The sequence below is a fragment of the Stenotrophomonas sp. CASM110 genome (assembly GCF_049384345.1).
Lineage (GTDB): Bacteria > Pseudomonadota > Gammaproteobacteria > Xanthomonadales > Xanthomonadaceae > Stenotrophomonas > Stenotrophomonas muris.
The window spans coordinates 1-22,639 of sequence record NZ_JBMRGI010000020.1; the positions used below are offsets into that span (position 1 = coordinate 1).

24 protein-coding genes are annotated in these 22,639 nt (G+C 67.7%); 14 read left to right on the forward strand and 10 right to left on the reverse strand.

Features of this window, described 5'->3' with window-relative positions:
• Positions 1-223 precede the first annotated feature (223 nt).
• Together VG561_RS16360 and VG561_RS16365 are read right to left on the reverse strand one after the other, a co-directional pair.
• The gene (locus VG561_RS16360) at positions 224-1,048 is read right to left on the reverse strand and encodes a helix-turn-helix transcriptional regulator (RefSeq protein ID WP_069117884.1); all 825 of its coding nucleotides are present in this window, start codon (positions 1,046-1,048) and stop codon (positions 224-226) included.
• A complete protein-coding gene (locus VG561_RS16365; RefSeq protein WP_014648397.1) occupies positions 1,045-1,749 on the reverse strand; it encodes a VIT1/CCC1 transporter family protein in 705 nt (234 codons plus the stop codon). Before VG561_RS16365 ends, VG561_RS16360 begins: the two co-directional genes overlap by 4 nt.
• A gap of 152 nt (positions 1,750-1,901) precedes the next feature.
• On the opposite strand from VG561_RS16365, the gene VG561_RS16370 reads away from it, so the two are divergent.
• Positions 1,902-3,266: a glutamate--cysteine ligase gene (locus VG561_RS16370; protein WP_262093048.1), complete on the forward strand. Its 1,365-nt coding sequence runs from the start codon at positions 1,902-1,904 to the stop codon at positions 3,264-3,266.
• Between the two features lie 122 nt (positions 3,267-3,388).
• Here VG561_RS16370 and VG561_RS16375 read toward each other — a convergent pair whose 3' ends face one another.
• Positions 3,389-4,447 carry an NAD(P)-dependent alcohol dehydrogenase gene (locus VG561_RS16375; protein ID WP_014648395.1) on the reverse strand — a complete coding sequence of 353 codons (1,059 nt, stop codon included), beginning with the start codon at positions 4,445-4,447 and terminating at the stop codon, positions 3,389-3,391.
• A 107-nt stretch (positions 4,448-4,554) separates the two neighbouring features.
• Here VG561_RS16375 and VG561_RS16380 point away from each other — a divergent pair, with 107 nt between their 5' ends.
• On the forward strand, positions 4,555-5,439 hold the full coding sequence (locus VG561_RS16380; protein WP_014648394.1) for a LysR family transcriptional regulator: 885 nt from the start codon (positions 4,555-4,557) through the stop codon (positions 5,437-5,439).
• A gap of 152 nt (positions 5,440-5,591) precedes the next feature.
• Here the strand turns inward: VG561_RS16380 and VG561_RS16385 are convergent, their stop codons facing one another.
• Positions 5,592-6,254 carry a TetR/AcrR family transcriptional regulator gene (locus VG561_RS16385; protein ID WP_049440662.1) on the reverse strand — a complete coding sequence of 221 codons (663 nt, stop codon included), beginning with the start codon at positions 6,252-6,254 and terminating at the stop codon, positions 5,592-5,594.
• A 75-nt stretch (positions 6,255-6,329) separates the two neighbouring features.
• Here VG561_RS16385 and VG561_RS16390 point away from each other — a divergent pair, with 75 nt between their 5' ends.
• On the forward strand, positions 6,330-6,980 hold the full coding sequence (locus tag VG561_RS16390; protein ID WP_041863812.1) for a DAPG hydrolase family protein: 651 nt from the start codon (positions 6,330-6,332) through the stop codon (positions 6,978-6,980).
• A gap of 12 nt (positions 6,981-6,992) precedes the next feature.
• On the opposite strand, the gene VG561_RS16395 is transcribed toward VG561_RS16390, so the two are convergent.
• Entirely contained in the window at positions 6,993-7,409 is a 417-nt protein-coding gene (locus tag VG561_RS16395) for a VOC family protein (protein WP_262093050.1), read from the reverse strand.
• A 114-nt stretch (positions 7,410-7,523) separates the two neighbouring features.
• Here VG561_RS16395 and VG561_RS16400 point away from each other — a divergent pair, with 114 nt between their 5' ends.
• Entirely contained in the window at positions 7,524-8,201 is a 678-nt protein-coding gene (locus VG561_RS16400; protein WP_423179802.1) for an SMI1/KNR4 family protein, read from the forward strand.
• Between the two features lie 101 nt (positions 8,202-8,302).
• Here the strand turns inward: VG561_RS16400 and VG561_RS16405 are convergent, their stop codons facing one another.
• On the reverse strand, positions 8,303-9,406 hold the full coding sequence (locus VG561_RS16405) for an alkene reductase (protein WP_262093052.1): 1,104 nt from the start codon (positions 9,404-9,406) through the stop codon (positions 8,303-8,305).
• A 129-nt stretch (positions 9,407-9,535) separates the two neighbouring features.
• On the opposite strand from VG561_RS16405, the gene VG561_RS16410 reads away from it, so the two are divergent.
• The 6 genes from VG561_RS16410 to VG561_RS16435 all read left to right on the forward strand — a co-directional run bounded on the left by VG561_RS16410 (position 9,536) and on the right by VG561_RS16435 (position 14,819).
• Entirely contained in the window at positions 9,536-10,441 is a 906-nt protein-coding gene (locus VG561_RS16410) for a LysR family transcriptional regulator (RefSeq protein ID WP_046432481.1), read from the forward strand.
• 70 nt (positions 10,442-10,511) lie between these two features.
• A complete protein-coding gene (frmR, locus tag VG561_RS16415) occupies positions 10,512-10,787 on the forward strand; it encodes a formaldehyde-responsive transcriptional repressor FrmR (protein WP_005411009.1) in 276 nt (91 codons plus the stop codon).
• Positions 10,788-10,845: 58 nt separating this feature from the next.
• Positions 10,846-11,955, forward strand: a complete 1,110-nt coding sequence (locus VG561_RS16420; protein ID WP_032960685.1) for an S-(hydroxymethyl)glutathione dehydrogenase/class III alcohol dehydrogenase — start codon at positions 10,846-10,848, stop codon at positions 11,953-11,955.
• 8 nt (positions 11,956-11,963) lie between these two features.
• Complete coding sequence (locus VG561_RS16425) at positions 11,964-12,320, forward strand: YqcC family protein (protein ID WP_134809281.1); 357 nt, start codon at positions 11,964-11,966, stop codon at positions 12,318-12,320.
• 63 nt (positions 12,321-12,383) lie between these two features.
• On the forward strand, positions 12,384-13,214 hold the full coding sequence (fghA, locus tag VG561_RS16430) for an S-formylglutathione hydrolase (RefSeq protein WP_262093053.1): 831 nt from the start codon (positions 12,384-12,386) through the stop codon (positions 13,212-13,214).
• Between the two features lie 159 nt (positions 13,215-13,373).
• Positions 13,374-14,819 carry a GGDEF domain-containing protein gene (locus tag VG561_RS16435; RefSeq protein WP_049408786.1) on the forward strand — a complete coding sequence of 482 codons (1,446 nt, stop codon included), beginning with the start codon at positions 13,374-13,376 and terminating at the stop codon, positions 14,817-14,819.
• A 39-nt stretch (positions 14,820-14,858) separates the two neighbouring features.
• On the opposite strand, the gene VG561_RS16440 is transcribed toward VG561_RS16435, so the two are convergent.
• Both VG561_RS16440 and VG561_RS16445 read right to left on the reverse strand, forming a co-directional pair.
• Positions 14,859-15,329 (reverse strand): hypothetical protein, encoded by a 471-nt coding sequence (locus VG561_RS16440; RefSeq protein ID WP_126411355.1) that lies wholly within the window; start codon positions 15,327-15,329, stop codon positions 14,859-14,861.
• A gap of 5 nt (positions 15,330-15,334) precedes the next feature.
• On the reverse strand, positions 15,335-15,781 hold the full coding sequence (locus VG561_RS16445; protein WP_049408788.1) for a universal stress protein: 447 nt from the start codon (positions 15,779-15,781) through the stop codon (positions 15,335-15,337).
• A 141-nt stretch (positions 15,782-15,922) separates the two neighbouring features.
• Here VG561_RS16445 and VG561_RS16450 point away from each other — a divergent pair, with 141 nt between their 5' ends.
• From VG561_RS16450 to VG561_RS16465, 4 genes are all read left to right on the forward strand, one after another.
• Positions 15,923-16,840 (forward strand): LysR family transcriptional regulator, encoded by a 918-nt coding sequence (locus tag VG561_RS16450; RefSeq protein ID WP_014648381.1) that lies wholly within the window; start codon positions 15,923-15,925, stop codon positions 16,838-16,840.
• A gap of 153 nt (positions 16,841-16,993) precedes the next feature.
• Positions 16,994-18,523 (forward strand): MFS transporter, encoded by a 1,530-nt coding sequence (locus tag VG561_RS16455; protein WP_164077732.1) that lies wholly within the window; start codon positions 16,994-16,996, stop codon positions 18,521-18,523.
• Between the two features lie 20 nt (positions 18,524-18,543).
• On the forward strand, positions 18,544-19,626 hold the full coding sequence (locus VG561_RS16460) for an HlyD family secretion protein (protein WP_032956599.1): 1,083 nt from the start codon (positions 18,544-18,546) through the stop codon (positions 19,624-19,626).
• Positions 19,623-21,035 carry an efflux transporter outer membrane subunit gene (locus VG561_RS16465; RefSeq protein WP_142235184.1) on the forward strand — a complete coding sequence of 471 codons (1,413 nt, stop codon included), beginning with the start codon at positions 19,623-19,625 and terminating at the stop codon, positions 21,033-21,035. Before VG561_RS16460 ends, VG561_RS16465 begins: the two co-directional genes overlap by 4 nt.
• Before the next feature lie 173 nt (positions 21,036-21,208).
• On the opposite strand, the gene VG561_RS16470 is transcribed toward VG561_RS16465, so the two are convergent.
• Positions 21,209-21,547, reverse strand: coding sequence for a hypothetical protein (locus VG561_RS16470; RefSeq protein WP_005410998.1), 339 nt, complete (start codon positions 21,545-21,547; stop codon positions 21,209-21,211).
• A gap of 77 nt (positions 21,548-21,624) precedes the next feature.
• Positions 21,625-22,566, reverse strand: coding sequence for a DegV family protein (locus VG561_RS16475; RefSeq protein ID WP_032956590.1), 942 nt, complete (start codon positions 22,564-22,566; stop codon positions 21,625-21,627).
• Positions 22,567-22,639: the final 73 nt, after the last annotated feature.

A 22,639-nucleotide genomic window follows, 5' to 3' on the forward strand; every position in this document is an offset into this window, starting at 1 on the left:
GAGCCCCCATGGGTGAGGGCGCTTTGCTTGCGAAGCACTGCTTCGCAAGCGCCCGAACGCCCAGCCGCCAGCGGCTGGGCCGGACCCCGGAGGGGGGTTTACGGCGTGTCCTGCCCACCCACATCGCCCCGCCCTCCCACGGATAGCCGCTGTTGCTGTTGCTGTCGCTTCGGCCGTTGCCCTGGCTCGTAGCGGCTGCAGGGCGCAGCCCTGCCGAACCCCCTCAAATGTCTGTCGGAGCCAGCCCGTACTGCTCGGCGAAGCGCTTGCTGAAACTGGCCGCAGACCGGTAGCCCGCGCGTGCGGCCACGGTCTTCAACGGCAGGTCGGTGGTGTAGAGCAGCTGCATGCCATGCGCCAGCCGGGCCTCGGTGAGCAGCTGGCGCAGGCTGGTGTCCTCGGCCGCCAGGCGACGGCGCAGGGTCGCGCCGCTCAGCGCGAACTGTTCTTCCACATCGCGTGATTGCCAGTCGCGTGCTGGTTCGGCGGCGATGCGGTCGCGGATCTGTTCGCCCAGGCTCGGCGCCTGCGGCAGCAGCAGGTTGCCGTGGCCCTGTCGGCACAGGGTCAGCACCAGCGAGGCCAGGGCCAGCCGCGCGTCGCTGTAACGGCCGTCCTGCAGCGATTGCCGCCACTGGCGCAGCACCGCGCCATGGTCGATCAACGGCAGTCGCGCCATCGCCTGGCCGGGGGCGGGAAGCTCTTCGTTCCAGAGCGTGCGCGCCGCCGCCAGCACTTCGGTGCAGAGCGGCACGATGGCACTGAGGTAGCGGCCGCTGCAGGGATCGGGGGTGTTGACCACGTCGATGCGGCACCGCTGGGTCAGCAGCAGGATGTCGCCGGGAACGAACGTCAGCGACTGGTGTGCGGTACGTACCTGCTTGCGGCCTTCCAGCAGGATCGCGAACTGCGGTTGTGGAACCTCCACCGAGCTGGCGCCATGCTCGCGGCGTGCGGTGATGCAGGCATAGCCCTCGGCGCGCCCGCAGCCGGCCAGGCTGGCCATCTCGGCCAGTAACGCAGTGGCCGCTGGCAGCATGCCGGTCATGACACCTGGGCACCGAACAGGCGACCGACGCCGGCCGCCGCAGCCATCGCCAGCGCGCCCCAGAACATCACCCGGACCGCGCCGCGTACAGGCGGTGCGCCCCCGGCCTGGGCCGCCACCGCGCCGGTCAGGCACAGGCCGAGCAGGGTGCTGGCCGTGGTCATCAACGCAACCTTGTCGGTCGGCGCGAGCAGGGCGGTCAGCACCGGCAGCGCCGCACCGCAGGTGAACGCACCGGCCGAGGCCAGCGCCGCCTGCAGCGGGCGCGCGCGCAGGGTGTCAGTGATGCCCAGCTCATCGCGGGCGTGGGCACCCAGTGCATCGTGGGCGGTAAGCTGTTCGGCCACCTGCCGGGCCAATGCAGGCTCCAGGCCGCGGTGGCGGTAGATCGCGGCCAGCTCCTCCAGTTCGCTGTGCGGGTCTTCGCGCAGCTCGCGCTTTTCCATTGCCAGGTCGGCCGCTTCGGTGTCGGCCTGGGTCTGCACCGACACATACTCGCCGGCGGCCATCGACATCGCGCCGGCCACGGTGCCGGCCACGCCGGTGGCAAGGATAGTGGTGGCGGAGGCGCCGCTGGCCGCCACGCCGACCACCAGGCCGGCCACCGAGACGATGCCATCGTTGGCCCCCAGCACGGCGGCACGCAACCAGCCGACGCGCTCGGAGCGGTGCAGTTCGGGGTGTCGCGAATGACGGTTCATGACGCCGAGTGTACGAGGGTCAAGAGGGCGTCGGTAGGATGCTGAAACCCGTCACCGTCGCATGACGCAACGGGGTGCCACGCTATAGTGCGCCCTTGCGATGGAAGGCCGCGAGCCCCACATCCCCCGCCACCGTCCAGCGAGCCTTCCCCTTGTCGAGCCCCAGCCACGTCGCCGATACCCCCATTACCGACCGCTCGCAGCTGGTGGAGGTGATCGCCTCCGGCGAAAAGCCCCGCGCGCAGTGGCGCATCGGTACCGAGCACGAGAAATTCGGGTTCCGCCTGGACGACCTGCGCCCGCCGACCTTCGAGGGCGAGCGCGGCATCGAAGCGTTGCTCAACGGGTTGGTCCGCTTCGGCTGGGAGCCGGTGCAGGAAAACGGCAACACGATCGCGCTGCTGCGCGACGGTGCCTCGGTGACGCTGGAACCGGCCGGTCAGCTGGAACTGTCCGGCGCGGCGCTGGAGACCATCCACCAGACCTGCGTGGAGACCGGCACCCACCTCAACGAAGTGGCACAGGTGGCCGGCGAACTGCAGCTGGGTTTCCTCGGCATGGGCTTCCAGCCGAAGTGGAAGCGCGATGAAATGCCCTGGATGCCGAAGGGGCGCTACAAGATCATGCGCTCGTACATGCCCAAGGTCGGTTCGCTGGGCCTGGACATGATGACCCGCACCTGCACGGTGCAGGTGAACCTGGACTACGCCACCGAAGCGGACATGGTGAAGAAGTTCCGCGTGTCGCTGGCGCTGCAGCCGATCGCCACCGCGCTGTTCGCCGATTCGCCGTTCACCGAAGGCAAGCCCAACGGCTACCTGAGCTACCGCTCGCACATCTGGACCGACACCGACGCCGACCGCACCGGCATGCTCGACTTCGTGTTTGAGGATGGTTTTGGTTACGAGCGCTATGTCGACTACCTGCTCGACGTGCCGATGTATTTCTCCTACCGCGATGGCATCTACCACGACGCCAGCGGGCAGAGCTTCCGCGATTTCATGCAGGCCAGGCTGCCGGTGCTGCCGGGTGCGCTGCCGACGCTGCGCGACTGGTCGGACCACATGACCACCGCGTTCCCGGAGGTGCGCCTGAAGAAGTATCTGGAAATGCGCGGTGCCGATGGTGGCCCGTGGAGCCGCCTGTGTGCGCTGCCGGCATTCTGGGTGGGCCTGTTGTATGACGACACCGCACTGGATGCCGCCTGGGACCTGGTACGCGATTTCACCCTGGTCGAGCGCCATGCACTGCGCGACGGCGTGCCGAAGCATGCGATGAACCTGCCGTTCCGCAATGGCACGGTGCGCGACCTGGCCCGCGAAGCGGTGAAGATTTCCGTCGAAGGCCTCAGGCGCCGTGCGGCGCGCAATGCCGACGACCAGGACGAGAGCAAGTTCCTGGACGTGCTGCAGGAGATCGTCGAATCCGGCCTGACCCCGGCCGAGCGCAAGCTGGCGCTGTTCCATGGCCGCTGGCACGGCGACGTCGATCCGGTGTTCCGCGAGTTCGCGTACTGAGTGGATTGCGGTAGTGTCGGCCGCTGGCTGGCAGATGTATGGGGTTGCCGGCCAGCGGCCGGCACTACCAAAAGAAAAACCCCGGCATTGCCGGGGTTTTTCTTTTTCGCATCTGCCCTGGATCAGGCGGCGTTCTGCATCGTCGCCATGTCGATCACGAAGCGGTAGCGCACATCGTTCTTCGCCATGCGTTCCCAGGCTTCGTTGACGTTCTTGATGTCGATGATCTCGACGTCGCTGACGATGCCGTGCTCGGCACAGAAGTCCATCATTTCCTGGGTTTCGGCCATGCCGCCGATTGCCGAGCCGGTCAGGTGTTTGCGGCCGAAGATCACGCTGCCGCCGGTCAGCGGCGGATCCAGTTCGGTCAGCACGCCGACCAGGCACATGGTGGCCTCGCGCTTGAGCAGGCCCATGTACGGGTTGGTGTCATGGCCGACCGGGATGGTGTTGAGCAGGAAGTCGAAGCTGCCGGCGTGCGCCTTCATCTGCGCGGCATCGCGCGAGACCAGTACCTCATCGGCGCCCAGGCGCTTGGCATCGGCACCCTTTTCCGGCGTGGTGGTGATCATCACGACGTGCGCGCCCAGTGCCTTGGCGAACTTCACGCCCATGTGGCCGAGGCCACCGAGACCGATCACGCCCACCTTCTGCCCCGGGCCGACCTTCCAGTGGCGCAGCGGCGACCAGGTGGTGATGCCGGCGCACAACAGCGGGGCGGCCGCCTTCAGGTCGAGGGTGTCGGACACCTTCACCACGAAGCGCTGCTCGACCACCACGTGGTCGGAATAGCCGCCGTAGGTCGGCGCGCCGGTTTCGCGTTCACGGCCGTTGTAGGTCCAGGTCGCGCCTTCGGCGCAATATTGCTCCAGATCGTGCTCACAGGCGTCGCAGTGGCGGCACGAGTCGACCATGCAGCCGACGCCGGCGTGGTCGCCAACCTTGAAGCGGGTGACGTTGCTGCCGACTTCGGTCACCCGGCCGATGATCTCGTGGCCCGGCACCATCGGGTAGATCGAGCCACCCCAGTCATCGCGGGCCTGGTGCAGGTCGGAATGGCAGATGCCGCTGTAGAGGATCTCGATGCGCACGTCGTCCGGGCCGACCGCGCGGCGTTCGAACTCGTACGGGACCAGCGGGTCGGTATGGGAATGGGCGGCGTAACCACGGGCGAGGGACATGGGGAATCCTTGGCAGGGTTTATCGAAAGGCGTTTTACAATACGCCCCGCAACCAGCAGCAAGAAGCGCGGATATCGGCATGATTCATCAAGTGAAACTGCACAATCGTGGCCACTGACAACCTCTCCCACCTGGCCGCGTTCGCCGCGGTCGCCCGCCACCGCAGCTTCCGCCGTGCCGGCGCCGAGCTGGCGCTGTCGACCTCGGCGGTGAGCTACGCGATCCGCGCGCTGGAGGAACGGTTGGGGGTGGGCCTGTTCCATCGCACCACCCGCAGCGTGGCCCTGACCGAGGCCGGGCAGCGCCTGCTGGAACGCCTGCAGCCGGCGTTGGGGCAGGTGCACGACGCACTGGAAGAAATGAACCACTTCCGCGCAGCCCCGGCCGGCCTGCTGCGCATCAACGCCACCCGCGCGGCGGTACCGACCCAGCTGGGGCCGAGGCTGGCGCGCTTCCTGCACGCCCATCCCGACGTGCGGGTGGAGCTGACCGAAAATGACGGCCTGGTCGACATCGTCGCCGAGGGCTACGACGCCGGCGTGCGCCTGCATGAGTTCGTGCCGGAGGACATGGTGGCGGTGCCGATGGGGCCGCCACTGCGCGGGCTGATCGTCGGCTCGCCGGACTACCTGCGGCGTCGGCCGGCACCGCAGCATCCGCGCGACCTGGCCGCGCACGAATGCATCCGCTTCCGCTTCGCCAGTGGGCACCTGTACAAGTGGCAGTTCGAGCGCGATGGGCAGGCGCTGGAGATCGACGTGCCCGGGCGGTTGACCCTGTGCGAGCAGGGCACGATCGTGCGCGCCGTTCTGGATGGCATCGGCCTGGCGTACGTGCTGGAAGACACGGCAAGGCCGTACATCGAATCGGGGCAGATGGTGGCGGTGCTGGAAGACTGGAGCGAGCCGTTTGCCGGCTTCGCGCTGTACTACCCGAAGCAGCGGCAGATGCCGGGCGCGTTGCGTGCGTTCGTGGATATGTTGCGCGAGTGAGTTGCGATGGATGACGTGGTGCCGACCAACGGTCGGCACCCACCGGGGCAGGCCATTGCCAACCAACGGTCGGCACCTGCCGGGGCAGGGCGTTGCCGATCAACGAATCGACATCGGCCGGTAGATCCACGCCATGCGTGGATGGCACCACGCTACGGCCCTTGCAACACCGGCGCCAACAACGCCACGCACTCACGCAGATGCATCTCCACCGGCGCATCCTCGGCCACCACGCCGATCACGCGTTCGCGCAGCGGCTCGGCCACGGCCATCGCCAGGATCAGCCGCGCCATGCATGCGGAATCTCCCTCGCGCAGCAGTCCACGCTGCTGCTGACGTGCCAGCCAGTCGGCCAGCAGCGCACGGCCGCGTTCGATGCCGTTGTCGAGGTAGGCCTGCAGCAGCGCGTCCTTGCCGGGGAAATCGGTGGCCAGCAGGCGGAACACCTGCACCGCCTGCGCCGATAGCGCCTGCGTGCACACCGCGTGCAGGATGTCCTGCAGCAACGGCACGACCTCTTGGGCATTGCGCGCATCACGCTGCAGCTGTGGCGCGAAGCCGTCGGTCCACTCACGCACCGCCAACCCGACCAGCTCCTCGCGGTTGCTGGCATGGCGGTACACGGTCTTCTTCGCCACCCCGGCGTGCGCCGCCACCGCTTCAATGGTGGTGGCCTCGTAACCCTGTGCCAGCAGCAGCTCCAGCGTGGCCTGCAGCACCGCGTGGCGGACTTCGGCTTCCGGTCGCGCAGGGCGGCCACGGCGGCGGGTCGGTGATGTGGGCGCGGGCAGGGTGGTGCTGTTCATTGCGCCCATCTTACCGCATCCGGTTAATTGCGAAACGGAAATCGTTTCCGTATTTTGGGGTCTCCCAACCCGTAGGAGACCCCCATGGATACCGCTGTGAACGCTCGCCCCTGGCTGGACCACCACGATCTGCTGGACCCGGCGCCGATGCATCTGGAAACCGGCATCCAGCGCCGCGAAGACGGCACGCTGCTGGTGGCGGTGCGCACCGATCTGCACGGCTGCAAGGGCCGCATGCTGGACTGGTGGTTCACCTTCTTCGAGACCACCCAGCACATCCGCTGGTGGCATCCGGTCGATCATGTCGAGCATCGCGGCTGGGACGCGGCCTGGCAGCGCGGGCGCAGCTACCACGGCGCCAGCATCCATGCGGTGGAATCGCTCGCTGACATTCCGCCGGTGGCGGCGCGCCTGAAGTTCCATGACCCGCGCACCTTGCTGGTGCCCGAACGCCTGCAGGCGGCACAGGATGCAGGCCATGTATCGGCGGTGATCGCCGCGCGCATCGGCTTCGGTGATCACGTGCGTCTGGATGTACAGGGCGATCCCTGCGATGGGCAGATGCTGCATGTGGCGCGCGATACGCCGTTTGGCTGCGTGCTGCGCAGCCGCTTCGTGCTCGGCCTGGGCCTGCTCAGGCACTGCTATACGGAGTTCAGTTTCCTGTCGCGGCTGCTGCCTTCGCTGTACTACGGCGAGCGCGCCAACGGCGAAGCAGTGCCGTTGCCGTGGTGAACGGCGCGCCGGTCATTCAACCAGCGCATCGTAGCCTTCGCCACTGAACTGGATCAGGCAGAAGCCATGCCCGAACGGATCGGCCAGTACGGCGATGCGTCCCCAGCGACGCTCGCGCACGGACTGCTCGAGTGTCGCCCCGGCCGCAACTGCACGTGCCAGCGCGGCTTCAATGTCATCCACCACCCAGTCCAGGTGCAGCGGCGTCCAATGACGCTCGTAGTCGCGCACGTCGCCGTCTTCCGTGGCGGCGCTGCCGGCGTCGTTGTGCAGCAGGTAGAGCGGCGTTGGCCCACCGAGCAGCTCCACGGCGCCCGGGCCGAGACGGCGGCCGATGCGCAGGCCGAAGGCCCGGATGTAGAAGTCTTCGGCGGCGGCCAGGTCGGGCACGTCGAGGTTGACGATGAAGCTGTGGGCAGTGGCGTTCATGGCAGCGATGGGCGGCATCCGGTGGTCGCAGTCTAGTCCTGCCGCGTGGTGCTGCCGATTCATCTCCTGCGCGGATTCGGGCAAGCTGGGCGGTTTCGATCGACAAGGACATCCATGAGCGCGCTATCCGGCATCGAACAGGCCACCGGCCAGACCTTCCCGCCCCTGTTCAAGCAGTTGCATGCAGCGGGTCGGTTGAGCTGGGGTGCTCCCCATCCGGAATGGTCCGAGGTGGTATTCCCGGCGCTGCAGGCAGAACCGCCGGTGCTGCTGTACGCCCAGGACTATGAGCCGTTGGAACACGATGAACTGCTCGAGGCGTGGCAGGAGCTGACCGCGGAGGATCATTACAATCCCCTGCGCACTGACCTGCAGTTGCTGCCCTTTGCGCGGACCGGCGCGGGTGACAGCTACTGTTTCTGGAGCAACGCGCCCGGTTTCAGCGAACCGCCGGTGGTGATGGTGTGGCATGACGACGACCGTGCCGATGTGCTGGCCGCCAGCTACCAGGATTTCGTGTTCCGCAAGATGGTCGAAGCGGTTGCCGACTACCAGCGGCCGTACACGCTGCTGTCGCACGGCGAGCTGGCCGGGAATCTGCAGCGCTGGCTGCAGACTCACCATTCCTTCCTGCGCGGCGACCAGTACGCGGCATTGCAGCGGCTGTTCGCCCGCGTTGACGATATTGAAGGAGGAAACTTCAGCGAAGACGAGGCACAGGCCATCGTCGCTGAAGTGATCGGCTTCGAGCGCTTGGACGAGTCGTTCGCCTACGTGCGCGAGGACGCCTGAAGGCCGGGGTCGGATCCGCGCGCAGCGTGGCTCTGACTCCTTGTTCGCCGAACAGGGGGCAGAGCCCTTTCCGTTGGAAAGGGATCCGACCCCGTGCGGGATCAGCCTGCGGCCGGGTAATCGAGATAGCCCGCCTCGCCGCCCCCGTAATAGGTGCTGCGGTCGGGCGTGGCCAGCGCGACGTTGCGTTGCAGGCGCTCGACCAGATCCGGGTTGGCGATGAACGGCTGGCCGAACGCGGCAAGGTCGATGGTGCCGGCCTCGACCAGCTGCAGGGCGCGTTCGCGGGTCATGCCGCCGGCCAGGATCACGGTGCCACCGTAGGCCTGCTTGAACTGCTGCAGGAAGGCCTCGCCCAGCACCGACTGGCCCGCCTGCTGGTTGTCGTTGAGATGCACATAGGCCAGGCCGCGCTTGCCCAGTTCCTTGGCCAGGTACAGATAGGTGGCCTCGTTGTCGGGGTAGAACGGCATGTCGAAGGTGAGATTGTTCGGTGCCAGGCGCACGCCGATGCGCTGCGCACCGATGCGCTGGGCCATCGCATCGACGGTGTCCAGGATCAAGCGCGCGCGGTTGGGCAGCGAGCCGCCGTAGTGATCTTCGCGCTGGTTGATGACCGGGTTGAGGAACTGTTCGAACAGGTAGCCGTTGGCGGCATGCAGTTCGATGCCGTCGAATCCGGCGGCGATGGCGTTCTCTGCGCCGCGCACGAAGTCGTCGACGATGCCGGGGATCTCTGCGGTCTCCAGTGCACGTGCCGGGGTGGGATCGGCGTGGCCGCGGCTGCCATCGTCCAGGTACACGAACGAGGTGTTCTTCGGTGCGCTGGCCACAGGGCGGGTACCGGCGCTGACCGGTTGCCCACCGTCGGGCTGCAGCGAGGAATGCGACATGCGGCCGACGTGCCAGAGCTGGGCGAAGATCGTGCCCTGTGCGGCATGCACCGCCTCGGTGACGAGCTTCCACCCGGCCACCTGCTCGGCCGACCAGATACCCGGGACGTCGATGTAGCCCTGGCCCTGCGGCGAGACCGGGGTGCCTTCACTGATGATCAGGCCGGCGCTGGCGCGCTGCCGGTAGTACTGCGCGGTGAGTTCGTTGGCGACCGCACCGGGGTTGCGGGCGCGGGTCATCGGGGCCATCGCGATGCGGTTGCGCAGGGCGGTGCCTGCCAGATCGAAGGGGCGGAACAGGGCGGCGATCATGTCGGTCATCTCGGTGTGGGGGAAGGCGCCAGCGGCGCGATGCACACAGGATGGAGTTGACATGCGGACGCATAAAGCGCTTCGATCTCCCTGGGCGCGGGACTATTTGTCCCCAATGGAGCGTGATAGATGCTGCCGCTGGAATCGTTGAATGGCCTGGTGACCTTCGTTACCACGGCCCGCTCAGGCAGCTTCACCGAGGCTGCCGACGCGCTGGGCATCTCGCGCTCGGCAGTGGGCAAGGCCATCGCCCGGCTGGAAGCGCGGCTGGGCGTGCGCCTGTTCCACCGCACCACGCGGCGCATCGCGCTGACCACCGATGGCGAGGCGTACTACGCATCGTGTGCGGCGGCGCTGGAAGAAATCTCCGCCGCCGAAGCCTGCCTGGGGTCGGCCGGCCTGCCCAGCGGACGGCTGCGCATCGACATGCCGTCCTCGTTCGGGCGGCTGGTGGTGCTGCCCGTGCTGCTGCGCCTGTGCCGACAGTACCCGGACCTGCAACTGACGATGACCTTCACCGATCACTTCGTCGATCCGGTCGAAGAGGGCATCGACCTGCTGATCCGCTTCGGCGGGTTGCACCAGGCCGAGCACCTGGTCGCGCGCCGGCTGGGTCGCCAGCGCCTGGTCACCTGCGCATCGCCGGAGTACCTGCAGGCGCATGGCGTGCCAGCGACCGTGGAGGAACTGGCGCAGCATCGCAGCATCGTCGGCTTCCGCCATGGGCAACCGGTGGCGTGGCGGATTGGCAGTGATGACGCCGAGGGAACGTTCATCCCGAACGCGGCCTACCAGCTCAACGATGGTGACGCAGTAATCGATGCGGCCATCGCAGGACTGGGCATCTGCCAGATGCCCATTTCACTGGTACGCCGACATCTGGAATCCGGCGCGCTGCACTCGGTGCTGGATGCGCACATGCAACGGCATATCGACATCCATGCGCTGTGGCCGCCGACCCGGCACCTGCGGCCGAAGGTGCGCTATGTGGTGGATGAGCTGGCGCGGCTGGCGGGTGAGGGCTTGTTCGATTGAACCGGCACGATTGAGCGGGATGGTTGCCCGTGTATACTATCCCCCAGTATAGTTTCGAGGTGGCCTGGTCATGCCGCACTCCCCCGAAGAGAAGAAGAAGGTCCTGGCCCGCGTGCGCCGCATCCGTGGCCAGTGCGATGCGCTGGACCGCGCGCTGGAAGCTGGCGCCGACTGCGGGCCGGTGCTGCAGCAGATCGCCGCCATCCGTGGCGCGGTCAACGGCCTGATGTCCGAGGTGATGGAGGCCCATCTGCGCGAGGAGTTCGGGCAACCCGCCGCCTCCGACGAACAACGCGCCGAACGCGTGCGCGACATGAGCGCGTTGATCCGCTCGTACCTGAAGTAAACGACGGCGCAACATGGCGCCGCCCATCCTGTCATTGCCTGTCTCTGGAGAGTCCATCATGAAGTCCCGTGCCGCCGTCGCCTTTGGTCCCGGCCAGCCGCTGCAGATCGTCGAGATCGACGTCGCCCCGCCGAAGAAGGGCGAAGTGCTGGTGAAGATCACCCACACCGGTGTCTGCCACACCGATGCGTTCACGCTGTCCGGCGATGATCCGGAAGGCCTGTTCCCGGTGGTGCTGGGCCATGAAGGCGCCGGCATCGTGGTTGAAGTGGGCGAGGGCGTGACCAGCGTCAAGCCGGGCGACCACGTGATTCCGCTGTACACCGCCGAGTGCGGCGAGTGCCTGTTCTGCAAGAGCGGCAAGACCAACCTGTGCGTGGCCGTGCGCGCGACCCAGGGCAAGGGCGTGATGCCCGATGGCACCAGCCGCTTCAGCTACAACGGTGAGCCGCTGTACCACTACATGGGTTGCTCGACCTTCAGCGAGTACACCGTGGTGGCCGAAGTGTCGCTGGCGAAGATCAATCCGGAAGCAAACCCGGAACACGTCTGCCTGCTCGGCTGCGGCGTCACCACCGGCATCGGCGCGGTGCACAACACCGCCAAGGTGCAGGAAGGCGACAGCGTGGCGGTGTTCGGCCTCGGCGGCATCGGCCTGGCGGTGATCCAGGGCGCGCGCCAGGCCAAGGCCGGTCGCATCATCGCGGTGGACACCAATCCGTCCAAGTTCGAACTGGCGCGCGAATTCGGCGCCACCGACTGCATCAACCCGAAGGATTTCGATAAGCCGATCCAGCAGGTCATCGTCGAGATGACGACCTGGGGCGTGGACCACAGCTTCGAGTGCATCGGCAACGTCAACGTGATGCGCGCGGCGCTGGAATGCGCGCACCGTGGCTGGGGCCAGAGCGTGGTGATCGGCGTGGCCGGTTCGGGCCAGGAGATCTCCACCCGTCCGTTCCAGCTGGTGACCGGCCGCAAGTGGATGGGCACCGCCTTCGGTGGCGTGAAGGGCCGCAGCCAGCTGCCGGGCATGGTCGAGGATGCGATGAAGGGCGATATCGAACTGGCCCCGTTCGTCACCCACACCATGGACCTGGACAAGATCAACGACGCCTTCGACCTGATGCATGAAGGCAAGTCGATCCGTTCGGTGGTCCACTACTGAGCCGCGGCGTGGGCTGGTTCGACGCCCTGCGCAGGCCGCGTGCGGAGGATCCACGCGCGGCCCTGGTCGACCCGATCGAGCAGGCGCTGCGCGCGCTGGGCTGGGTCGAGGGCGGCGTGGGTCCACCGCGCGTGGTGGACTCGCCCTTCGGCATTGATGAAATGCCGTTCGAGCACTGGCTGGCACAGGTATTCCTGCCGCGCCTGCACGAAGCCCGCGCCGACGGCCTGTGGCCACCGCGCAGCGACGTGGCGGTCGCGGCGTATCGCAACCTGGACGGCCAGCCTGGCGTCGAATCGTTGCTGCGCCTGCTGGCACAGCTGGATGAACTGATCAACCAAGGCGTCCACGCCGGGCGTGGATAAGCCGACCAAGGTCGGCATCTACCAGAAGCACGCGTGCGCTGACGCGCCGCGCAGGAGAGCACCATGGAACGCATTGAACACCGCGCCTGTTTCGGCGGTTGGCAGGATGTCTACCGCCATCATTCGACCACGCTGGGCTGCGACATGCAGTTCGCCGTGTACCTGCCGCCGCAGGCGGAAACGCAGACGCTGCCGGTGCTGTACTGGCTGAGCGGACTGACCTGCACCGAGCAGAATTTCATCACCAAGGCGGGCGCGCAGCGCTATGCGGCCGAACACGGCGTGATCATTGTCGCGCCTGATACCAGCCCGCGCGGTGATGACGTGGCCGATGCCGAAGGCTACGACCTGGGCAAGGGCGCAGGGTTCTACCTCAACGCCACCCGTGCGCCCTGGGCGAAGCACTTCCGCATGCATGACTATGCAGTGCAGGAGTTGCCGGCGCTGATCGAAGCGGAGTTCCCGGCGACCGGCGCACGCGCCATCAGCGGGCACTCGATGGGCGGCCACGGTGCGCTGGTGATCGCGCTGCGCAATCCGGGGCGCTACCGCAGCGTGTCGGCGTTCTCGCCGATCGTCGCGCCCAGCCATGTTCCGTGGGGGCAGAAGGCCTTCCACGCCTACCTTGGCGACAACCCGGCCGACTGGGCGCAATGGGACGCCTGCGCATTGATTGCCGCGGCCAGCGAGCGCCTGCCGTTGCTGGTCGACCAGGGCGAGGCGGACGAGTTCCTGCAGACCCAGCTGCAGCCGCAGCGCCTGCAGGAGGCCTGCGCCGCTGCCGGCCATCCGCTGACCCTGCGCCTGCAGCCCGGCTACGACCACAGCTACTACTTCATTGGCAGCTTCATCGGCGAGCACGTCGCCCACCACGCCCGCGCCCTGCACGGCTGAGCCCCCGGGAAAAAGGGGACGGAGGGGATTAAGTCGCATTTGCCGCTGTGCCGCAAACGACTTAATCCCCTCCGTCCCCTTTTTCAGCGATGGATCACACCCTCGTGGCGCCGCCCCGCGCTATCGTGCGCGTAGACGGCCTTGCGGATCGGGGGATGCATGCCGGTAGTGCTGGCGCTGCTGTATGTGCTGTGCCATGGCCTGGTGCTGGCCTTGTGGCCTGGTCCGGCCGGGGTAGGCTCCTTCGTTTTCCTGACCGGTGCCCCGTTGCTGGCGGCGGCCGCCTGCCTGTGGCGGGCCCGCCGCGACCGCGCGGCACTGGGGTGGCGCGCCACGGCATTGGCGCTGCTGCTGTGGGCCGGCGGCATGGCGTTCAACATGATCGACGCCCTGGGCGCCGGGCGTGCCGATTTCACCCCGCGCGCAAGCCTGTTCCTTTACGTGCTCTACGGTGTGCCCCTGGTGTTCATCCTGGCCAGGGCGCGCCGGGAACGGGTCAGCATCAGCCTGATCGATGCGGCCATGGCGGCGCTGCTGGGCGTGCTGTTCTTCGTGCACGCGCAGTCGTTCGCCGCCCGCGTTGACATCGACGACCACGCGTTGTCCAACATGCAACGCATGTTCGATATCCAGAACCTGTGCATCGCCGTGTTCGCGGTGGTGCGCTGGCTGGCCGGCGACGTTCCCGAGCGGCGTACCTTTTTCCGCGCGCTGGCGATGTATGCGGCGACCTACCTGTTGGTGGCGTATTACATCAACCACTACACCTCCGGTGATGCGTTCGGTGCCTATGCCGATCTGCTGATCGATCTGCCGTTCCTGCTGCTGGCGCTGCTCGCACTCAGCCAGGCACCGGCGCGGGTCCTGACGCCGCATCCGCGGATGGCGCGCACGGTGCAGGCGGCGGGCCCGATGATCCTGCCGCTGCTGCTGCTGGTGGTGGGCACCCTGGTGGTCGACCATGCCCGGCCCCTGGCCGTGAGCGGTTTCGTGGTGGCGACGCTGGGGTTCGGCCTGCGCAGCATCCTGCTGCAGGTGGACCTGATGGAACGGCAGGCCTCGCTGGACCAGCTGGCGCGCCAGGATGGCCTGACAGGCGTGGCCAACCGGCGCGAGTTCGACGCGCTGCTGCTGGCCGAGTGGAATCGCGCACGGCGCAGTGGCACCGAGCTGGGCCTGCTGCTGTTGGATATCGATCATTTCAAGGCCTTCAACGACCGCCACGGCCATCCCGCCGGCGACCGCTGCCTGCAGGCCGTGGCAGCGGTACTGAAGGCGAGCGCCGGTCGCGCCGGTGACAGCGTCGCACGTTATGGCGGCGAGGAATTTGCGGTGATCGTGCCCGGAAGCGCGCTGTCGGGCGTTCTGGCGCTGGCCGAGCGCCTGCGCCAGGCGGTGGAAGCGCTGCCGTTGCCGGAAGGATCGGTCAGTATCAGCATCGGCGTGGGTTACCTGCATCCGCCGGCTCTGGCCAGTGCCGATCAGTTGCTGGCAGACGCCGATGCCGGCCTGTATGCCGCCAAGCGGGCTGGCCGCAACCAGGTGATCCTGCATGCGCACGTGCTGGATGACGAGGGCAGCACGCACGGAACGATGGACTGCTGAGCAGCTCTCTGCATGCGATCACACGGGGGGCGCGACGGCTTATCGCTGCCGCAACCAGCCGGTCGGATCGAGCAGCCTCAGCCCGACCGGTGACAACGAGCGCTGCCGCAACGGCAGGTTTGCCGCCTGCACGGCCATTGCACAGCGCGCCAGCTGCTGGCGCAACGGTGCCAGCGAGTCGTCCTCGCGGGGCCGTGCATGCCGCCATTGCGCGATGCGCAGCAGGCAGACCAGCAGGTCCAGTTCACTGGCGGCAATGAAGGGAGAGCCGGCCGGCAGCAGATCGATCGGAGCGGCGGGGGTGGCCAGCAGCGGCAGCAGGCCGATGAAGGCGTCGCAGCCCTCCTGGCCAAGCCCGAGTCCGCTCAGCTGGGCAAGGCCATCGGCCTGCAGATCGGGGTCGCGCAACTGCCGTATCGCGCCCAGCAGCGCCTGTTCGCCCCGGCCGAACTGTCGACCGAAGGCGCGGTAGTTGACCCGGGTGGGAAACAACGGGGAACGGGAGGCCATGGTGGCTAGGGCTGTGGGTCGCGGGTTTCCACCAGCACTGGACAGGGCGCGTGGTCGATGGTCCATTGCCCGATCGAGGGTTCGAACAGGCGTTCCAGCCGGGACAGGTGGCGATGGCCGATCACGATCAGGTCGCACTTCAGGCGCCGGGCCTGCTCGCTGATCACTTCGCCGGGATCGCCGGAGGGGATCTGCGCGATGGCATCGACGCCGCGCTCGCGCAGTTCGGCCAGGGCTTCGGCCAATACTGCCTCGGCGCGGGAGCGCTGGCGGGCGGCTTCCGGATACTCGGTGCGATCGGCTTCGCTGGCATCGGCCGCCAGCGCGAATTCGGGGTCGAGCACGCACAGCAGGTGCAGGCGGCTGTGGGGGCCGGCGATGGCGGCGGCCAGGTCCAGTACGCGTGCGTGCTGGGGGCCACCATCCAGGGCGACCAGCAGGGTAGTGAACATGGATGTCTCCTTGGCAGGACGGGGATGGTCGCCGATGTCACCGCGCGCACCCATGCCGTGCGCGGCAGTCAATGAATGCGTCGAACGCAATCCACGGTGGTTGCAAGTGCCGTAGAGTCATCTGATTTACTGGAGACTGTCATGCCCCTGCCGGACCTGAACCTGTTGCTGGCACTGGACGTACTGATTGACGAATGCAGCGTGGCCGCCGCCGCGCGCCGCATGAACCTGAGCGCGCCGGCGATGAGCCGCACCCTGGGCCGGATCCGCACTGCGCTGGGTGACCCGGTGCTGGTGCGTGCCGGCCGCGGTCTGGCGCCCACGCCCCGCGCGCTGCAGCTGCGCGAGCAGGTCCGCGATGTGATCGAGCAGGCCCACCGCGTCTTCAACGCTGGTCGTGAAGTGGACATGCGCGTGCTCGAGCGAACCTTCAGCGTGCGCGCCAATGATGTCTTCATCGGTGGATTTGGCGGTCGGCTGCGCGAGATCTTCCGCCAGCAGGCACCGCGCGCGGTGCTGCGCTTCGTGCCCGAGGGCGATACCGACGATGATGCGATGGCGCAGGGCCGGATCGACCTGTACATCAGCACCGCCGGCAAGCATGCGCCCGATACCAAGGTGCAGAACCTGTTCAGTACCTCGTTCATGGGCGCCGCGCGCGAGGACCACCCACTGTTCGACGAGGAGATCAGTGCAGAGCGCTTTGCCGCGTGCGACCACATCGCGGTGTCGCGCCGTGGCCTGCCGCGTGGGCCGATCGATGATGACCTGGCCACGCTCGGCCTGCAGCGCCGCGTGGCGCTGATCAGCCCGACCTTCCACGGTGCGATCTTCGCGGCGGCCGAATCAGACCTGATCCTGCCGCAGATGCCAAGCGTGATGCTGGAGCGGATCGTCAGCATGCGCCTGCCGCTGCGCCTGTTCCCGCTGCCGATCCCGGTGCGTACCGCGGCCATCGTGCAGGCCTGGCATCCGCGGCTGGACAACGATGCCGCGCACCAGTGGCTTCGCCGTTCGATCAAGACCATGTGCGAGCGCGTCGAGGACGCCCACCGCTGAGACCCGCAGGCGTGCGCTGGACGCACGCCTGGGATGCCGGCGACGCCATTTTTCACAGGGTACCGGCTCCCTAGACTGCGCTCCCCGGAGTTTCACTGAGCGCATTCCAATGACCCTCAACATGCCGTGCACTGCACGGATCGGCGCCTGGCGATGAGTGCGCCGGCCGCCGCTGTCCCGGCCGCCGCAGCGCGCCGTCCTGCCGCCGCCCCCGGGCTCGATCGCCGCATTCTGGTCGGCCTGTGTGGCGTGCTGCTGGCGGTGCTGGTGTCCGGCTTCAACGAGAACATCACCAAGGTCGCGCTGGCCGACATCCGTGGCGCGATGGGTTTCAGCGTCGACGACGGCAGCTGGATCGTCGCCCTCTACAGCGCGATGTCGGTCAGCGCGATGGCCTTCGCGCCGTGGTGTGCCGCCACGTTCTCGCTGCGCCGTTTCGCGCTGGCGATGATCGGTGGCTTCATGGTGCTGGGCGTGCTGTGCCCGCTCGCCCCGAACCTGCAGGTGTTCCTGCTGCTGCGTGCATTGCAGGGCCTGTGCGGCGGTGCACTGCCGCCGTTGCTGATGAGCGTGGCGCTGCGCTTCCTGCCGCCTGGCATCAAGCTGTACGGCCTGGCCGGCTACGCGTTGACGGCGACGTTCGGCCCGAGCATGGGCACGCCGCTGGCCGCGTTCTGGGTCGAGCAGGTGGGCTGGCACTGGGCGTTCTGGCAGATCGTGCCGTACTGCCTGGCCGCCATGGCGATGGTCGGCTGGGGCCTGCCACAGGACCCGCTGCGGCTGGAACGCTTCGCCCAGTTCGATGGCGTTGGGCTGCTGCTCGGCCTGCCGGCGCTGGTGCTGCTGGTGCTGGGCCTGGTGCAGGGCCCGCGGCTGAACTGGTTCGATTCGCCGATGATCACGCTGATGATCGGTGGCGGTGCCGGCCTGATGGTGCTGTTCATGATCAACGAATGGTTCCACCCGCTGCCGTTCTTCAAGCTGCAGTTGTTGGCCAATCGCAATCTCAGCTACTCGCTGGTCACGCTGGGTGGCGTGCTGTTCGTGCTGCTGGCGGTGATCTCGATCCCGTCCGGCTTCCTGGCCAGCGTGCAGGGCTACCGGCCGCTGCAGACCGCACCGATGCTGCTGTGGGTGGCACTGCCACAGGTGATCGCGCTGCCGCTGGTGGCGGCCCTGTTGAACATCCGCGCGGTGGACTGCCGCTGGGTGCAGGCCACCGGCCTGGCGATGCTGGCACTGGCCTGCTGGCTGGGCTCGCACCTGGACGTGGCCTGGATCCGCGACAACTTCCTGTGGGTGCAGCTGCTGCAGGTGTTTGCCCAGCCGATGGCGGTGCTGCCGCTGCTGATGCTGGCCACCGGCGGCCTGGCGCCACAGGATGGCCCGTTTGCCTCGGCCTGGTTCAACACGGTCAAGGGCTTCGCTGCGGTGCTCGCCGGTGGCGTACTGGATGCCATCGCCCAGGGCCGCCGTCATTTCCATTCCACCGTGCTGGTCGACCGCCTTGGCGAGCAACCGTGGCTGGCCGATGGCCCGCAGCTGGGCGCGCGCCTGCATGCACAGGTACAGGCGCTGACTTCGGCCGACCTGTACTGGGTGGTCGCACTGGTGGCGTTGGCCTTCATTCCCCTCATTGCCTGGATGCCCACCCGCATCCATCCGCCACGCGCCGTGGCCTGAACCTTTCGCAGGAACCCCTCATGACGATCAATCGAACCCCTCTCAACACCGGCCTGGGCCTGGGCGTGCTGGCCCTTGCCATCGGCGCGTGGCTGCTGCTGCGCGATGGCGGTCACCAGACCACCAACAATGCGTACGTGGTGGCCGACTACACTCTGGTAGCGCCGAAGATTGCCGGCTTCGTCAGTGCCGTGGAGGTAGAGGACAACCAGTCGGTGAAGGCCGGTGACGTGCTTGCCCGCATCGACGACCGCGACTACCAGGTGGCACTGCAGGCTGCGCGTGCCGACCTTGCCAATGCCCGTGCGCAGCTGGCCAATGCGCAGGCCGCACTGGCCCAGCAGGACTCGCTGATCGCGCAGGCCAGGGCCAGCGTCGATGTCAGCCGTTCCGAACTGACCCTGGCCAGTGCCGACCAGCAGCGTTACCGCGAACTGGCCCGTGATGGCGCCGGTACCGTGCAGAACGCGCAGCAGGCGCAGTCGAAGCAGGCCGTGGCCAGTGCGCATCTGCAGCAGGGCCAGGCCGCACTGTCGACCGCACGCCAGCGCACCGACATCCTCAGCGCGGGCGTGCAGGCTGCACAGGCGGCGGTGCAGCGTGCAGAAGCGGCACAGGCACGCGCCGAACTGGATCTGTCGCACACCGTGCTGCGCGCGCCGATCGATGGCATGGTCGGTCGCCGCGCAGTGCGCGTCGGTGCCTACCTGACCCCGGGTACGCCGGTGGCTGCGGTGGTCCCGCTGAAGCGCGCCTTCGTGGTCGCCAACTTCCAGGAAACGCAGATGACCCGCATGCAGGCCGGCCAGCAGGTCGAACTGAAGGTGGACGTATTCCCGGGCACGCCGCTGCGCGGGCACATCGACAGCATTGCACCAGCCACCGGCGTCACCTTTGCTGCAGTCGCACCAGAGAACGCCACCGGCAACTTCACCAAGGTGGTGCAGCGCATTCCGGTGAAGATCGTGCTGGAGCCGGGCCAGCCGCTGCTGGACCAGCTGCGTGCCGGCATGTCGGTGGAAGCCAGCGTTGACCTGGGCAGCCGCGCGCGTGCGCAGAGCGTGCAGCACGGACCGGGCCACAAGCGCGGGGAGGGCGCATGAGCGCCATCACCGTGTTCCGCACCTTCGTTGCGGCCACCCTGTGCACGGCCCTGGCTGCCTGCGCGATGGGCCCGGACTTCGTACGCCCGCAGGCGGAACTGCCCGGCCACTGGCGGGGTGGGGCTGTCGCCGGCAACGCCATCGATCAGGACGCCGCCTGGTGGGCCGGCTTCGACGATCCGCTGCTGGGGCAGCTGGCCCACCAGGTGCTGGCGGCCAACCTGGACCTGCAGCTGGCCGCCAACCGCGTGCAGCAGAGCCGCACCGCGCGCGGCATCACCGCCGCCGATCGCCTGCCCAGCGTCAGCGCGAGCGCCAGTGGCGTGCGTGCACGCAACAGCGAGGTGGGCCTGAATGATCCGTCCGGCAACGGCGGCCGTGATGACTACGGGCTGTTCCAGGCCGGTATCGGCCTGGGCTGGGAACTGGATCTGTGGGGCCGCGTGCGGCGCCAGGTGGAAGCGGCCGACGCGCGCGTGCAGATGGCCGAGGAGGATGCACACGCCGTGCGCATCGCGCTGCTGGCGGAAACCGCGCGTGATTACCTGCAGCTGCGTGCGACGCGGCAGCTGCTGGCGATCACCGAGGACAACCTCAGCATCGCGCATGACATCAAACGGCTGACCGAGGCGCGCCAGAAGCAGGGCGTGGCCAGCACGCTGCAGGTGTCCAGCGCGGCCGCGCAGGTTGCTTCGCTGCAGGCGCGCATCGCGCCGCTGCGGCATCGCGAATCGCAGCTGCGCAATGCGCTGGCGTTCCTGCTGGCACAGCCGCCGCAGGCACTGGACGCGCAGCTGCAGGATGCACGCCGTGACTGGCCGGCGTTGCCAGCGGTGGCGGTGGGTCTGCCGAGTGAACTGGCCGAGCGTCGCCCGGACATCCGTCGTGCCGAGGCGGCACTGCATGCCGCAACGGCCGGCATCGGCGTGGCCAAGGCCAGTTTCCTGCCGCGCATCACCTTGAATGGTGACGCAGGCTTCCAGGCCAAGCAGCTGGATGACCTGGATGGCTGGAACGCGCACCGTTTCAGCATCGGGCCGTCGATCAGCCTGCCGATCTTCCAGGGCGGGCGGCTGAAGGCGAACCTCGCGCTGAGCAGGCTGCAGCAGCAACAGTCGGCCCTGCAGTTCCGCCGTACCGTGTTGCAGGCCTGGCATGAGGTGGACGACGCCATGGATGGCTACAGTGCCGAGCAGCAGCGCACGGTGCAGCTGCACGTGGCGGTGGATGAGAGCGAGACGGCACTGGGGGCGGCGCGCCGGCAGTACCAGGCCGGCGTGGTCGACATGCTGGACGTGCTGACCACCCAGCGCATCGCGCTGGACAACCAGGCCGCGCTGGCCAACAGCCAGGCCGCCGCCGCGATCGCGCGTGTAGAGCTGTACCGCGCGCTGGGCGGTGGCTGGTAGCGATAGGGAAACGCCGGGCCATGCCCGGCGGTTCGTCGGTAGTTGCCAACCTTGGTTGGCAGCTTTTTTGGAGCGCCAACCAAGGGTGGCGTCTACCAGAGCATGGTCATCGGCACCGGGTCGATCACGACACGGGCACGGTAGCGCCGGGCCATGCCCGGCGGGCGGGTGCCTCAACGCACATCGCGCAGTTCCCAGTGGCTGCCGGCCAGCAGGCGCAGGCGCTGCTTGAACACGTCACTGTCGATGCGGGTGGTGGCGACCAGGTTGATGCGCAGGTCCTTCTGCTCGCCGGTCACGGTGGCCTCCGGGTCGGTCACGCCCCACTGCGGTTCCACCGCATCCGGGTCGGGCTGCTTGGCCTTCCAGCGTTCGAACAGCGTGCCGCTGCGCAGGGCATCCTGCAGCTCTTCGGCGAAACCGGCGGCGCCCTGGGAATGGAAGGACAGGTCAGGGTCGTTGCCGCGGGCCTTGGACGGATCGGGCAGGCTGATGTGGTACTGCGCAGGCATGGAGTTCTCCTTGAAGTGCGGCAAGGCTGGCACAGTCGGGGTGGAATCGATGTGCAGATTCCTGCCGTGGCCAGCGCTCATTCGAACCGATGCGGCCCATCGGCAAATCCCACGGTGACCGCGCCCTTGCCGACGTTGACCATGCCGGTCAGGCTCATCACCGATTCGTACACGGTCACGCCATGGCCGGCGCAGACCTCTTTCATCTGTGCATAGCCGGGCAGGCTGCGCAGCTCGTCCAGTTCGCCGCCGTAGCTGACGCACACCGTCGGCGTCATCAGCCCGGCACGCACGCGCTGGCCGACCACCGCGAACAGCTTCTGCACGGCGCTGTCGAAGCCCTTGATCTTGGCCACCGGCCCGGTCTCGCCACGGTAGCCGTGCAGCACCGGCTTGATGTCCAGTGCACTGCCCAGTGCCGCGCTGAGCAGGCCGACACTGCGGTCGCCCTTGTGCCGCGCGCGTGCGCGCATGTAGTACAGGTCGCGGGTGATCATGTAGCCGTGCACGTTGCCGGCCAGTTCTTCCAGCCGTTCGCGGATCTGCTGCACGCTGGCGCCACTGTCACGCAGGCGGACAGCCTCCACCGCGGTCACGGCCTGCGCGGCGAACAGGTTCTGGGTATCAAGTACGCGCAGCGCGAACGGCGAGTTGTAGCCCGCTGCCTGCCGCACCGGCTTGTAATCGTTGAGGATGGCGAAGCTGGCCTGCAGCGCGTTGTCGTGGATCGGGCTGCGGGTCTTGGTGATGGTCATGCAGAACACGTGGTCGTAATCGATCACCAGCTGCTGCAGGAACAGGTCGCGGATCTGGTTGACGCTGAAGGGGATGGTTTCCGCTTCAGCGCCATGTTCGGCCACATGCGCGTGCAGGAAGCTCAGGGTGGCCTGCTCATCGCGATGATCGGCCAGCACAGCTTCGCCGATCCGTACGGTGATCGGCAGCAGCACGATGTTGTGCTCGGCAATGAAGTCCTGCGGCAGGTCGCAGGCCGAGTCGACGACGATTCCGATGCGCATCCGCGGCTCCCCCTCCAGGGCGGTTGTAGGTTCGGAAATGTGAAATCTATCTCAAATTCTGGCGTGGCGCGCG

Coding starts and splice junctions, on each gene's coding strand:
- VG561_RS16470 (WP_005410998.1), bottom strand. CDS start 21,547: ATGCCTGCGCAGTACCACATCAGCCTGCCCGATCCGTCCAAGGCCCGC.
- VG561_RS16420 (WP_032960685.1), top strand. CDS start 10,846: ATGAAGTCCCGTGCCGCCGTCGCCTTTGGTCCCGGCCAGCCGCTGCAG.
- VG561_RS16460 (WP_032956599.1), top strand. CDS start 18,544: ATGACGATCAATCGAACCCCTCTCAACACCGGCCTGGGCCTGGGCGTG.
- fghA (WP_262093053.1), top strand. CDS start 12,384: ATGGAACGCATTGAACACCGCGCCTGTTTCGGCGGTTGGCAGGATGTC.
- VG561_RS16390 (WP_041863812.1), top strand. CDS start 6,330: ATGGATACCGCTGTGAACGCTCGCCCCTGGCTGGACCACCACGATCTG.
- VG561_RS16375 (WP_014648395.1), bottom strand. CDS start 4,447: ATGTCCCTCGCCCGTGGTTACGCCGCCCATTCCCATACCGACCCGCTG.
- frmR (WP_005411009.1), top strand. CDS start 10,512: ATGCCGCACTCCCCCGAAGAGAAGAAGAAGGTCCTGGCCCGCGTGCGC.
- VG561_RS16405 (WP_262093052.1), bottom strand. CDS start 9,406: ATGATCGCCGCCCTGTTCCGCCCCTTCGATCTGGCAGGCACCGCCCTG.
- VG561_RS16365 (WP_014648397.1), bottom strand. CDS start 1,749: ATGAACCGTCATTCGCGACACCCCGAACTGCACCGCTCCGAGCGCGTC.
- VG561_RS16450 (WP_014648381.1), top strand. CDS start 15,923: ATGCCCCTGCCGGACCTGAACCTGTTGCTGGCACTGGACGTACTGATT.
- VG561_RS16410 (WP_046432481.1), top strand. CDS start 9,536: ATGCTGCCGCTGGAATCGTTGAATGGCCTGGTGACCTTCGTTACCACG.
- VG561_RS16435 (WP_049408786.1), top strand. CDS start 13,374: ATGCCGGTAGTGCTGGCGCTGCTGTATGTGCTGTGCCATGGCCTGGTG.
- VG561_RS16475 (WP_032956590.1), bottom strand. CDS start 22,566: ATGCGCATCGGAATCGTCGTCGACTCGGCCTGCGACCTGCCGCAGGAC.
- VG561_RS16385 (WP_049440662.1), bottom strand. CDS start 6,254: ATGGGCGCAATGAACAGCACCACCCTGCCCGCGCCCACATCACCGACC.
- VG561_RS16360 (WP_069117884.1), bottom strand. CDS start 1,048: ATGACCGGCATGCTGCCAGCGGCCACTGCGTTACTGGCCGAGATGGCC.
- VG561_RS16465 (WP_142235184.1), top strand. CDS start 19,623: ATGAGCGCCATCACCGTGTTCCGCACCTTCGTTGCGGCCACCCTGTGC.
- VG561_RS16445 (WP_049408788.1), bottom strand. CDS start 15,781: ATGTTCACTACCCTGCTGGTCGCCCTGGATGGTGGCCCCCAGCACGCA.
- VG561_RS16395 (WP_262093050.1), bottom strand. CDS start 7,409: ATGAACGCCACTGCCCACAGCTTCATCGTCAACCTCGACGTGCCCGAC.
- VG561_RS16400 (WP_423179802.1), top strand. CDS start 7,524: ATGAGCGCGCTATCCGGCATCGAACAGGCCACCGGCCAGACCTTCCCG.
- VG561_RS16455 (WP_164077732.1), top strand. CDS start 16,994: ATGAGTGCGCCGGCCGCCGCTGTCCCGGCCGCCGCAGCGCGCCGTCCT.
- VG561_RS16440 (WP_126411355.1), bottom strand. CDS start 15,329: ATGGCCTCCCGTTCCCCGTTGTTTCCCACCCGGGTCAACTACCGCGCC.